This window comes from Herbaspirillum sp. FG34 (assembly GCF_057809315.1).
The window spans coordinates 21,245-33,015 of the sequence record NZ_JBMDJS010000026.1; the positions used below are offsets into that span (position 1 = coordinate 21,245).

The following is an 11,771-nucleotide window of genomic DNA, read 5'->3' on the forward strand; positions in this document are numbered from 1 at the left end:
CCAACAGCCAGAGAATTGAAAAATCGGTTTGCTTTACGGTTGCCAGAAAATTACTTTAAACGATGAAAAAGACTTCCCTGGCAGCCGCCATCGCATTGATCTATCCATTTGCAACAGTCGTCATGGCGCAATCCAGCAACGCCACCTCGACACCCATCACCAATGCGGTTGCTGCTGAAAGCATTTCAGACAAGCAGCCTGTGTCTTCGGAGCTTCCTGAGGTTGTCGTTACAGAGGAGAGTCCGGGCTACGCTGCTTCACGGTCCAGCTCGGCGACGCGCACGGATACACCGTTGCTGCAGACACCGCAGTCTGTCTCTGTATTGAAGCGATCCCTCCTTGATGACCAGGACGTCCGCAGCCTCTCCGATGCACTCGTCAACGTTTCCGGGGTGGTGCCGACCAAGCCGGAGGAAGCATTGCTGATCGCTCCCATCATTCGAGGGTTTCCTGCTGAGACCTATCTGGATGGCCTGTCCATCTTCGGCGGAAATCAACAAGCATTCAATCCAGCAGGCTTGGTCGGCGTCGAACGCATCGAAGTGCTGAAGGGACCAAGTTCGACCCTGTATGGTGGTGGCCTGGGCTCTCCCTTGGGCGGACTCATCAACATCGAGTCGACGCGTCCCGAGATTGGCAGCAATGGCGGCTTTCTTGGTGTACGAGCCGGCAGCTACTCAACCACCAACCCCTATGGCGACTACAACGCAACACTGAGCGACAAGCTGGCAATACGTCTCGCAGGGGAATACCAGGACAATACAAGCTGGATCGACAAGGTCCACGGGAAACGCGTATTTTTCCAGCCCAGCATCCTGTTCAAGCCCGACGCGCAGACCGAGATTCTTTTTTCTGGCCAGTACAACCGTACCCAGCAGCTTGAGTACTCAGGGCTGCCGGCTCAACAGGCGCTGGCGGGTCAGCTTTATCGCAATGCCTTTCCAGGTGCGCCCAATGGCCAGCCCATGACGGATATCAACAATCGTCTCGGAAAGATCGAGGTGCGCCACAAGTTTGATGACGGTGTTCGCCTGGAGGCGTCCGCACAGTTCTACACCAGTAACGTTGGCCAATACGGAAGCTTCATCTATCCGGCACTGGCAGCGCCCAATGCTTCTACACCGACCGCCTATCCGATCTTCCCGCTCACCATGAGCACCAGAACGCGCGAAACCGCTCTCGACGCGCATTTGATCGCGCCATTGAAGATGCTCGGCGGCCGTCACGAATGGGTCGCTGGGGTTGCATACGACCTGACGAAGTTTTATTCGGGGATGGGCTTTGATGGGACTAGCGTCGGCTCGATTGATCTTTCCGACCCTCAATATAACCTCGCCTTTGGCGACAAGACCCCCATCAACTCCACGCAGACGGATCGCTACCGCACACTCGCAACTTACGTACAGGACCAGGCTCACTATGGTCGCTGGCACTTCACGGGTGCACTGCGGCTGACCCAGCTTGAGTTCCAGGAGGCCGAACAGGGGACCGACAAGACTTACCACCATGTTTCGCCGCGGGTAGGCGTCAATTACGACCTTCTGCAAGGACTGGCACTGTATGCGGGTTATGCGACCGCCTTCCGCGCACCATTCGGTTTCATCGGATCGACGATACCCAAGCCAGAGACATCCAGGAACATCGAGCTTGGTATCAAGCTTGACGATAAAGCGCGCAAGCTGTCGGGAACGCTGGCCGTGTTCGAACAAACGCGCGACAACGTCGCTACAGCCGACCCCGGAAATCCCCTCGTGTCGATTCAGACGGGGCAGCAACGCGCACGCGGATTCGAGGCCGACATGACCTGGGAACCGGTGCGAGCGTTGTCCTTGCTGGCGAACTACGCCTATACCCAAGCGGTGGTCACGCAAGACAACACGATCCCGGTTGGGGACACACTGGCCCGCGTGCCAAGGCATAGCGGACGCCTGGCCTTCCGCTATCGCGTACTGGATGGCGCCGCTGAGGGATTGTCGTTCGGAGCCGGTATCACGGCACTCGGTCGCCGTCAGCTGACCTTGCCCAATACCGTCTCCGTGCCAGGCATGGCGACTGTGGATGCCCAGGCAGCCTATGATTTTGGTCGGTACACCCTTCAGCTTTCCGGATACAACCTGACGGGACGACGAAGCTACGAGTCCTATCAGTATTTTGGCTTTCCGGTCGTCATTCCGACACAGCCGAGATCGTTTTACCTGACGCTCAAAGTCAATATCTGAGCACGGCAGGTGGTGTTGTCATGGAGGTCAAGGTTATTACAGACGTAATTCGAAGCAGAGCTGGTCGCCGCAGCATCGTGCCTTGTTCCAGTGTAACGGGGAAGCTGCGGGTATTGGCAAAGCGGGAGGGCTCGAACTGCCCTTCCGCTTTCATCGAGTGTTGCGTGTAATCAAAGCGTCGGGTTCGGCCCCTTTTGCAATGCTGTCTCAGGCAGCCAGCTTTTCTGTATCCCACTGCGCCGGCGCCCTGCCCTGCATGAGTTGCTCCAAGACTTGCGCCAGCCGTGTCATCCAGAGCCGCTTCAGGGCATCGTGAGCATGCCTGTCTGCAGACAAGCGGAGACGATTGCCGCGCTGTCCCTGGATTGCGGCCAGGATTTCCGGTGGACATTCCAGTGCTTTGAGCAACTCCACGGCTGCCCGTCGGAGATCGTTGGGCGTCCAGTCCGAAATTGGCAGGCGTGGTCGCTGATATTCAGGACGTGAGTCACAGTCCTCTCGCGCATTCCAGACCGCCACGCCGACGTTCTTGGGATCGAAGCGTCCGCCCTTGCGTCCTTTGAACAGGTAACCATTCGTGCTGGCCAGCAGCCGACGCTGCACGATCTCCAGAGCCCGTCCCACCAGGGGGATACGAAAATCGCTCGCGGCACCACGTCGTTGGGGACGCAACTTTGCCTCCGGGATGATCCACCACCAGCCATCCTCCTCCTGGCTGATCTCGCTGGCGTGCATGGCGCAAATTTCCTTTCCAGGAGCACATGTCCACGCAAACAGCGTCAGGATGTCTTCGTTGGCGCTGGTGAAATGATGGAACCACGGCAACAGGATGGCGAGCTCATCGACCGACAGCAGACGTTTCTCGGCGCCACGATGCACGCCCTTGACACGAACGCCCTTGCTCTTGAACTCCCCACGCAGGATACCGCGCCAGACATTGACGTTCTCCGCAGGAAGCAATCCATGGGTAATGGCGTAGTCCCATGCCGCGCCCAGTTCGCGTCGCGTGATGGTGCCTTGGGTGGGCCGGTCCAGGAACCCGCGAAGAAAGTCAGCAGCCAGGTCTGCATCGACCTCCTGTGCGGGTAGGCTACCGAATTCACCGAGCGTGCGCGCGAAAATGCGCCATACTTCCCTGGCCCCTCTCTCGCCCCAATGATGCTTGACGTGCCCCTCGTAATAACGCAAGCCAATTTGCTGCACCGACAGTTGCGCAGCGGATTCATTGGGCATGGCGATGGAAGCCCGTCGTGGGTGTTCCGTTTGCCGATGTACTGCTGAGGGATCGACGCCCTGATCACGCAGACTCTTGAGCTGCCTCCAATGGCGAACGGCCGAGGTCAATGACATGTTGGGCCACTCGCCCAGCTTGACCTGACGGATCCTGCCATCATCCGGATTCTTGTAGCGATAGATCCAGTTGTACATGCTTTCGTTGGCACGCAAACGCAAGCCGCGATGCTTGGGGATGGTGAGATGCTCGCCGGCGGCCAGCGACTGGACTGCAACTGCGACTGCATTAAACATGTTTTCTTCTCCGTTGGAGCAATTCGATCTGACCAAATTCATTTGGCTTTGCTGATCAATGCAATTGACCGCCAGTTTGAATTCGGCGTCGGAATAGCTCGCATCAAGGCGCCAAACTCTGCGTGAGACGACTTCAGCTTGTTCATGTGCTATTTCGGTCGATATTTCTGCTCATAACGAGCACACACGCAAAGGTCTTCACAAGTCCGCGAGGAAGACTCGTACAAGCCATGTAATCAAGGTGATTAAATGAAGCTGGGAGGGGCGCGACTGCGATGTGCCGTGGGCACCAACGTTCGGACCACGGTGACGTCAGGCATGTAGAAGAGAGGGTACGCCAGCACCGCGACCAGCAGAGCGATACCGGGTGCAGCAGATGCCAGAGCCGGAGTGTGCTGCTGCAGGACGCAATAACCGCAGTGTGCTTTGTCAACGGGCATTTGTTCCTGCCCCGCATTATTGTTTGCCGGTGCAGTCGTGCGCTTGATGCCGGTGGCACTGCAAACCTCCATCCAGCTGATCTGGCTATTGGAGGCCAGCGCCCGCGAAATGCTTGGAGCGGCAGCGACAAAGAGCATCACGCATAGCGCAAGCCATGCGATCAGTCGATGAAGGCGTTTACTCAAACTCATGTTCGGAGGTCCGGAAACAGCAGACAAAGTCACGTTGAGGGCCGCTTATGATAAGCCTGCTTTTCTAGCTGATGACACTGCCTCGATCTGGCTGCGTCAATTTGCCGCAGTCAGGAAATTGACGTTGTGCGCTCCGTAGTGGCGCAACGCGGGAGAATCTGGCAAGGCGCGATGGATCGGGATGCCGCGCCGACGGTACCGACGCCCGCCGCGGCAGCGGCGGATCAGCGCAGCGCACAGGTCGATCCGTAGTTCGTCTGGAACCGCCCACATGGCAGCGTTTTCAATTCGGTTGCAACATTCCCAGCCAAGCCAGCAACACCAGCGCAAAACAGGACAGCAAGATTTCCGCCATGGTCAGAAGGCGTATCCGATGCAGCGCATTGCGCTGTTGACGCATCGCCGGCACCAGTACATACCTGTTGAATACCGCAATCGCCACCATGAAGCCCGCCACCATGATCTTGATGGTCAGCAACGCTTGATAGCGAAAATGGAAGTCCAACGGCAGCCTTCCAAGAATCAGGATCGTATTGACCAAGCCTGTCAGCAAAACCAACGCAACCACTGCATGACCGACATTTGAAAAGCGCCGCAGAATCACGCTGACCAGCTCAGGATACGCGCAGCGATATCGCCCTGAAAGGATCAGCAAGACGATCGGCAGGGCCCCCATCCATGCCCCTACGCTCCAAACATGGAGTAGGTCATTGGCCTGATGCAGCAGTCCCTCCCTTCCTTCATTCATGACGGCATGTCCGGTCAGCGCCAGACTCGCGAGTACGATACCGCTGCCCCCGAGACATGCCAGCAAGCGCATGCGATCCGATTGCGTCACGCTGAGCAACAGCAGGGAAACGGCCACTAACTGGAACCACCATGCCGTACCGATCGAGGTGCCATTGGCGACCGCAGCGAGCATGTCGAAGCGCCAGGCATCAGCCCAGCCATCCCCCAGAATACTGGCTTGCAGCGGCAAACTTGAAAGGACCGCGATGAACAGGAGTCCATACAAAAAGCGTCGCCATCCGGCCAGGCGTTGCCACAGATGGCTCCTGAGCGGCTCGGCCACCAGCACCAGCAGCGTCAGGCTCGCCCCCCACAGGAACAGTGCCGCACCATCGACTGACAGGCGGCACAGGCCCAACAAAAGCGTTGATGAAATCAAGGTGTCACGGAGAAGCTGTACGCACCCTCGGTCTTGTGTCCATCCACGGACAAGGCATGCCATTGCACGGTGTAGGTGCCCGGCGTCAGCCGTGCTGGAATCCCGACCATGAGAGACTTTCCTTCGTCCATGAGCGTGACTTGGCCCAGGTGGACTTCCTTCTGGTCCGGACCGGAGAGCTTGAGGCCGCTAAACTTCAGATTCAAGCCTTCGGAGAAGTTGAGGGTCAGCTCTGCTGGTGATGCCACTACCGCCTTGTCTGAGGGGATGGCCGTCTTCAGGTGGGCATGCGCCCAGACGGATGGCGCCAGGAACAGGCTGGACAGAACTACCAATGACAGGAGGCGTTTGATATTTTTCATGATCGTCAATTCCACTAGGGCATCAGTTGAGGAAGTGCACGAACCCCGAGCCGGGCTGACGACTTGAGCCATGAAAAGTGACTGAGCCCGGGTCAGCGCGTACATCTTCGCGGGCCACAAGTTTGCCACGACCAGAGCGCTGCGCCTGCGACATATTGTCGCAGAGAAGCGAAATACGCATTACCCGCATACGCGTGATCGCGTGGCTCAGCATTGATCGTTCAGCGCTGCATGAGCAAACAGGCCCTAACCGCGATCAGACCCGGTCGACTTCATCCGCCTGTACAGCGTACGTTCACTCATCCCCAGGCTGGCCGCCAGTTCCTTGCGACTCCCCTTGAACTGGCGCGCCATCTCCATCAAATCAGCTACTTCGGACACAGGCTTGTCGATCCCGGGCGAACGTGTCGACTGGAAAAGCTCCAACGCCAGATGCTCACTCTTGATCACCCCGTCATCGGCAAACAGCCTCGCACGCTCGATCACGTTGCGAAGTTCGCGGATATTGCCCGGCCAGTCGTGGTGCATCAATTGCGCCATGGCCTCTGGCGAGGTTTGCAGCGGTTTGCTTCCGACCCCGGCGCCGCGCTGAAGCAATGATTCGACCAGCAAGGGTATGTCGTCGCGCCGTTCCCGTAACGGCGGCAAATGGATGGGAAAGGCACTGATACGGTAATACAGATCCTGGCGGAACTCGCCCTTGGCGACCATTTGCTGCAAGGGCTTGTGCGTGGCCGCCACCAGGCGGAATTCGGCCTGCTGCGTATCGACCGCACCGACACGCCGAAAGGTGGCCGATTCGATCAGCCGCAGCAGCTTGACCTGCATTCCCAATGGCACGTCGCCGATCTCGTCCAGGAACAAGGTGCCACCCTTGGCCGTTTCCACCAGCCCTGCCTTGCGAACGTGGGCCCCGGTGAAGGCCCCCTTTTCGTAGCCAAACAGTTCACTTTCGAACAGGCTCTCGGTCAATCCCGAGCAATCCACGACCACGAAAGGGCCGCGCGCCCGCGGACTGGCCTCGTGTACCGCGCGTGCAAACAGTTCCTTGCCGCTGCCAGACTCCCCCAGCAGCAGGACCGGCAGGTCCGACATGGCCACGCGCTGCAACTCGCCCAGCGCACGATTGAAGGCCGGTGACTTGCCAACCAGCCCCTGCCGACTGGCCTGCACCGAGGCATGGCGCACAGTCTGCAAGCGCTCGACGAAACCCACCACGCGATGCTGCTGATCAATGATCGGCCGCAACTCCACATCCACATGCTCCGGCCCGCGCGGAGTGTGATGGATGTGCAGCACCCGATCCGGTCCCTTGGTCACCAGAGCACTCTGCAAAGGACAGTGCTCTCCAGCCTGGTCGCAAGGCACCTGGTAATGATGAGACATGGCATAGCACTTCTGACCGATCGGCGCCCTGCCCGCCGTGGCGAACTGGCGCCGGTAGGCCGTATTGGCCGCCAGAATCTCGTAATCGGTGTTCATCACGATCATCGGCGTCGGCTCGTGGTCCAGATAGGAAATCAGGGCCTGTACTTCGAACGGTTGCAATACATCCGGTAATGACGACACGACGCTCTCGCTTTCTTCCATAAAAATCCAGGCGCATAGCCCTCTCATGACCCATCCACCCTGTCACGCCACTGCCATTCAGACTGCCTACGGCACTGCCAATTGGCAGTATGCCACTGCCAGTTGGCAGTGTCACTGGCAGCCGGGGGAAGCACTCATTGCGCCCGAAGAGAAATTTATTCAAATAAATCAATAACTTGAATGAAGTCATCGCATTGGCACAGATTTTGATATGAAGAAAATATCTGACAATCAGAGGAGGACAACATGGACAACCTGCATATTGAAGGCCATTTCGACCCGGCCACCAGTACCGTGAGCTATCTCGTACTGGATCGCGCGACCCGGCAATGCGCTCTGCTCGACAGCGTGCTGGACTACGATCCCAAATCCGGACGCACTTCCACCGGCAGCGCCGATCACCTGATCCGGCGCGTGCAGGAACTCGATGCCTCGGTGCAATGGATCCTGGAAACCCATGCCCATGCCGATCATCTGTCGGCAGCGCCCTATCTCAAGCGCAAGCTGGGCGGACGTATCGCCATCGGTGAACATATCCGCCAGGTGCAAGACGTATTCGGGGCGCTTTTCAATGCCGGCAGTGAATTTGCGCACGATGGCAGCCAGTTCGATCACCTCTTCGCCGACGGCGAGCATTTCCAGATCGGGACCTTGCAGGCGCGTGTCATGCACACGCCCGGCCACACTCCGGCCTGTATCACCTATGTCGTGGAGGAAGGCGACCAGATCGCCGCCTTCGTCGGCGATACCCTGTTCATGCCCGACTACGGGACCGCACGCTGCGATTTCCCCGGCGGGAATGCCCGCACGCTCTTCCATTCCATCAACAAGGTCCTGAGCCTGCCGCCGCATACCCGTATCTATCTGTGCCACGACTACCAGCCCAACGGCCGGCAGCTTCAATTCGTCACCACCGTGGCCGAAGAGCGCAGCAACAACATTCACGTCCGCGATGGCATCAGCGAAGAGGAATTCGTGGCCATGCGCAGCGCCCGTGACGCCACTCTGGCCATGCCGGTGCTGCTGCTGCCGTCGGTGCAAGTCAACATGCGTGCCGGCCAATTGCCACCGGCCGAGGCCAATGGCGTGCGCTATCTGAAGATCCCGCTGGACGCAGTCTGATCCCCAACCCTGAGGAGTCATCATGAAATGCAATGTAGGCGGTATCGACCGCATCTTGAGAATCATCGTCGGCCTCGTGCTGGTCATCCTTGCGGCTACCGGCACCGTGGGATGGTGGGGCTGGCTGGGCCTGATCCCGATAGGGACCGGCCTGCTGCGCTTCTGTCCGCTATATCCGCTACTGGGCATCAGCAGTTGCGCTAACCGGGATCGCTGATCCCCTCCCCTTGCTGGTCGACGCCGGGGCGTCGCCGCCAGGGATACATCCATCGAGGAGACATTCCATGAACATCAAGCAACTGACGGCCAACCTGTCCGTCTCGGCCCAGGTCATGCCTGCCGATATGGCAGAGATCGCTGCGGCCGGCTTCAAATCCATCATCTGCAATCGTCCGGACGGGGAAGCCGGCGACCAGCCCAGTTTCAGAGAGGTCGAGCAACAAGCACAGGCTGCCGGCATCGAGGCTCGCTATCTGCCGGTGATCCCGGGTCAGGTGGCCGATACCCAGGCTGACGAATTCGACCGTCTTCTCGAGGAACTGCCCAAGCCCGTGCTGGCTTATTGCCGCAGCGGCATGCGCAGTACCACGCTGTGGGGGCTTTCACGTGCCGGCCGCATGTCCACGGGAGAAATATTGAGCCGCGCCGAGCAAGCAGGTTACGACCTGAGCGCGCTGGTGCGCAGAATCAACCAGAGCAATGCCACGCCATTCGATGTGGCCGACTCGACGCACAAGGTGGTCATCGTCGGTGGCGGTGCTGCCGGGATCTCGGTGGCGTCGAGCCTGCTGGCGCGCCAGCCTGGGTTGGATATCGCCATCATCGATCCGGCCGATGTGCACTATTACCAGCCCGGCTGGACTCTGGTGGGTGGCGGCGTATTCACGCCCGCGCAGACGGCCCGGGTGATGGGATCACTCATCCCGCGCGGTGTACGCTGGATCAAGTCGGCCGTGGCCGGCTTTGAGCCGGAGCGCAATGCGGTGCTGCTGGAAGGATGTCGCGTGGTGAAGTATGAACAACTGGTGGTCTGCCCCGGCCTGAAACTGAACTGGGACGGCATCGAAGGTCTTACCGACACCCTGGGTCGCAATGGCGTGACTTCCAATTATCGCTATGACCTGGCGCCCTACACCTGGGAGCTGGTGGAGCGCTTCAAAGGGGGGAATGCCGTTTTCACCCAGCCGCCCATGCCCATCAAATGCGCCGGGGCCCCGCAAAAGGCCATGTATCTCTCTTGTGATGCGTGGCGACACGCCGGTGTACTGGAGAAGTCGAATGTGCAGTTCCGCTCGGCCGGTGCCGTGCTCTTCGGCGTGGCCGAGTACGTGCCAGCCCTGATGGAGTATGTGCAAGCCTATGGCATCGATCTCAACTTCGGACAGACCCTGACCGCCATCGATGGCGGACGCAAGATCGCCACCTTTGCCGTCAGCTCCCCCGATGGTAGCTCGCAGAAAGTGGAAGTGCCCTTTGACATGATCCACGTGGTGCCGCCGCAGACGGCACCGGACTTCATCCGCAGCAGTCCTCTGGCCGATCCGGCCGGGTGGATCGATGTTGATCAGTCGACCTTGCAGCACAAGCGCTTTTCCAACATCTTCGGACTCGGCGATGCGGCCAACTCGCCCAACGCCAAGACCGCTGCCGCGGCCCGCAAACAGGCACCGGTGGTCGCCCACAATGTGCTCCACAACCTGGGCCGTCAATCCGTTCAGGCCCGCTACAACGGTTATGGATCTTGTCCCTTGACCGTGGAGCGCGGCAAGATCGTTCTGGCCGAATTCAACTATGGTGGCAAGCTGGCGCCCAGTTTCCCGGCGTGGATGCTGGATGGCACGCGGCCATCGCGGCTGGCCTGGCTGCTCAAGGAGCGCATTCTGCCGCCGCTGTACTGGGAGGGCATGCTCAAGGGACACGAGTGGCTGGCGCAACCCGAAATGGTCGGTTGAGGAGGCAGAGATGAGCATGAGCCTGTTACTGGGTGCCTTGGTGGGCTGCATCATGGGCCTCACCGGCGCCGGTGGCGGTATCCTGGCCATTCCGCTGCTGGTGTTCGGCCTGCATCTGAGCGTGCCGCAGGCCGGCCCCATCGGCTTGCTGGCCGTAGGCATGGCTTCGGCCATCGGCGCGGTGATCGGTTTGCGGGGCGGCATCGTGCGTTATCGGGCCGCCGCGCTGATCGCCGCCGTCGGCGTTGTCCTCACCCCGCTGGGAACGTGGCTGGCGCATCAGCTCGATACGCGCTACCTGACGCTGCTGTTTGCCCTGGTCATGGTGTGGGTGGCCATCAAGGGCATGCGGGATGCCCGGCGCAGCAAGACAGCCGCGGCCACCGTATCGGATGACTGTCCCTGCCTGCGTGACAAGAGCGGGCGCTTCGTCTGGACACCCCGTTGTGCCAGTCGCCTGGCCGTCATGGGGGGCGTGGCGGGCGTGCTCTCGGGTCTGCTCGGCGTGGGGGGCGGGTTCGTCATCGTACCGGCCTTGCAGCGCGTGACCGACCTCGCCATGCAGTCCATCGTCTCGACTTCGCTGGCGGTCATTGCGTTGATTTCACTGGTCAGCGTCGGCACCAGCATGGTCAGTGGTCACTTCGACATGGGCATTGGCCTGCCATTTTCTGCCGGAGCGATCGCGGGCATGTTGCTCGGAGGAAGGCTTGCGGTACGCTGGCATCCTGCCCACCTGAAGCTGGCGTTTTCGGTCGTCTGCATGGTAGTGTCTGCTGGCCTGATCATGAAGTCCATTCATTGATCTTTGGGCATACATGCGTTCATTTCAGATCGGCTTTTCTACACCCACATAAAAAGTAGAGGTGATGATGAAGCAAATTTTCTGGCAGAAGTTTAATCCGGGGGGCATTTCCAGAAGGCTGACAGATCTGCCGTTAGCCGCGGAAATCACCATTCTCCTGATGGTCAAAGTGGCCCTCATCACGGCGCTGGCCAAGACCTTCTTCGCCCATCCAGAGGCCAAGCATATGCAGATGCCCGTGCAGAGCGTGGAGCAACGCATGCTTGCGCCTGCCTCTTTCTCGGCATCGTCGAATGACATGCAGCATTCATCTGAAAAAATTACCAAACCGGAGTAAGCCATGGTTCCCATCGATGAAGTCGTCTCGCTATCGCGGCTGCAGTTTGCCGTCACG

General features: G+C 59.4%; 11 protein-coding genes. 6 read left to right on the top strand and 5 right to left on the bottom strand.

All coding sequences use genetic code 11. The features are described 5' to 3' along the window. The first annotated feature begins 62 nt into the window (after positions 1–62). Positions 63–2,219: a TonB-dependent siderophore receptor gene (locus tag ACODSZ_RS21865; RefSeq protein WP_488928526.1), complete on the top strand. Its 2,157-nt coding sequence runs from the start codon at positions 63–65 to the stop codon at positions 2,217–2,219. A gap of 207 nt (positions 2,220–2,426) precedes the next feature. On the opposite strand, the gene ACODSZ_RS21870 is transcribed toward ACODSZ_RS21865, so the two are convergent. The 5 genes from ACODSZ_RS21870 to ACODSZ_RS21890 form a co-directional block, all read right to left on the bottom strand. Beyond that, on the bottom strand, positions 2,427–3,746 hold the full coding sequence (locus ACODSZ_RS21870) for a tyrosine-type recombinase/integrase (protein WP_488928527.1): 1,320 nt from the start codon (positions 3,744–3,746) through the stop codon (positions 2,427–2,429). 245 nt (positions 3,747–3,991) lie between these two features. Further along, positions 3,992–4,378, bottom strand: a complete 387-nt coding sequence (locus tag ACODSZ_RS21875; protein ID WP_175344924.1) for a DUF2946 domain-containing protein — start codon at positions 4,376–4,378, stop codon at positions 3,992–3,994. Between the two features lie 283 nt (positions 4,379–4,661). Then, positions 4,662–5,546 (bottom strand): copper homeostasis membrane protein CopD, encoded by an 885-nt coding sequence (gene copD, locus ACODSZ_RS21880; protein WP_249777055.1) that lies wholly within the window; start codon positions 5,544–5,546, stop codon positions 4,662–4,664. Continuing rightward, the gene (copC, locus tag ACODSZ_RS21885; RefSeq protein ID WP_175344925.1) at positions 5,543–5,908 is read right to left on the bottom strand and encodes a copper homeostasis periplasmic binding protein CopC; all 366 of its coding nucleotides are present in this window, start codon (positions 5,906–5,908) and stop codon (positions 5,543–5,545) included. Before copC ends, copD begins: the two co-directional genes overlap by 4 nt. 246 nt (positions 5,909–6,154) lie before the next feature. After that, on the bottom strand, positions 6,155–7,498 hold the full coding sequence (locus ACODSZ_RS21890; RefSeq protein ID WP_175344926.1) for a sigma-54 interaction domain-containing protein: 1,344 nt from the start codon (positions 7,496–7,498) through the stop codon (positions 6,155–6,157). A gap of 246 nt (positions 7,499–7,744) precedes the next feature. Here ACODSZ_RS21890 and ACODSZ_RS21895 point away from each other — a divergent pair, with 246 nt between their 5' ends. The 5 genes from ACODSZ_RS21895 to cydP all read left to right on the top strand — a co-directional run bounded on the left by ACODSZ_RS21895 (position 7,745) and on the right by cydP (position 11,714). Further along, complete coding sequence (locus ACODSZ_RS21895) at positions 7,745–8,620, top strand: MBL fold metallo-hydrolase (RefSeq protein WP_175344927.1); 876 nt, start codon at positions 7,745–7,747, stop codon at positions 8,618–8,620. Between the two features lie 22 nt (positions 8,621–8,642). Next, a complete protein-coding gene (locus ACODSZ_RS21900) occupies positions 8,643–8,837 on the top strand; it encodes a YgaP family membrane protein (RefSeq protein WP_175344928.1) in 195 nt (64 codons plus the stop codon). 67 nt (positions 8,838–8,904) lie between these two features. Next, on the top strand, positions 8,905–10,572 hold the full coding sequence (locus tag ACODSZ_RS21905; RefSeq protein ID WP_175344929.1) for a bifunctional protein tyrosine phosphatase family protein/NAD(P)/FAD-dependent oxidoreductase: 1,668 nt from the start codon (positions 8,905–8,907) through the stop codon (positions 10,570–10,572). Between the two features lie 10 nt (positions 10,573–10,582). Next, positions 10,583–11,377, top strand: a complete 795-nt coding sequence (locus tag ACODSZ_RS21910) for a sulfite exporter TauE/SafE family protein (RefSeq protein WP_175344930.1) — start codon at positions 10,583–10,585, stop codon at positions 11,375–11,377. A 64-nt stretch (positions 11,378–11,441) separates the two neighbouring features. After that, entirely contained in the window at positions 11,442–11,714 is a 273-nt protein-coding gene (cydP, locus tag ACODSZ_RS21915; protein WP_488928528.1) for a cytochrome oxidase putative small subunit CydP, read from the top strand. The last annotated feature ends 57 nt before the right edge of the window (positions 11,715–11,771 follow it).

Bases quoted from the DNA above. Each gene is read 5' to 3' on its own strand.
- ACODSZ_RS21865 (WP_488928526.1), top strand. From the start codon at position 63: ATGAAAAAGACTTCCCTGGCAGCCGCCATCGCATTGATCTATCCATTT.
- ACODSZ_RS21870 (WP_488928527.1), bottom strand. From the start codon at position 3,746: ATGTTTAATGCAGTCGCAGTTGCAGTCCAGTCGCTGGCCGCCGGCGAG.
- ACODSZ_RS21875 (WP_175344924.1), bottom strand. From the start codon at position 4,378: ATGAGTTTGAGTAAACGCCTTCATCGACTGATCGCATGGCTTGCGCTA.
- copC (WP_175344925.1), bottom strand. From the start codon at position 5,908: ATGAAAAATATCAAACGCCTCCTGTCATTGGTAGTTCTGTCCAGCCTG.
- ACODSZ_RS21890 (WP_175344926.1), bottom strand. From the start codon at position 7,498: ATGGAAGAAAGCGAGAGCGTCGTGTCGTCATTACCGGATGTATTGCAA.
- ACODSZ_RS21895 (WP_175344927.1), top strand. From the start codon at position 7,745: ATGGACAACCTGCATATTGAAGGCCATTTCGACCCGGCCACCAGTACC.
- ACODSZ_RS21900 (WP_175344928.1), top strand. From the start codon at position 8,643: ATGAAATGCAATGTAGGCGGTATCGACCGCATCTTGAGAATCATCGTC.
- ACODSZ_RS21905 (WP_175344929.1), top strand. From the start codon at position 8,905: ATGAACATCAAGCAACTGACGGCCAACCTGTCCGTCTCGGCCCAGGTC.
- ACODSZ_RS21910 (WP_175344930.1), top strand. From the start codon at position 10,583: ATGAGCATGAGCCTGTTACTGGGTGCCTTGGTGGGCTGCATCATGGGC.
- cydP (WP_488928528.1), top strand. From the start codon at position 11,442: ATGATGAAGCAAATTTTCTGGCAGAAGTTTAATCCGGGGGGCATTTCC.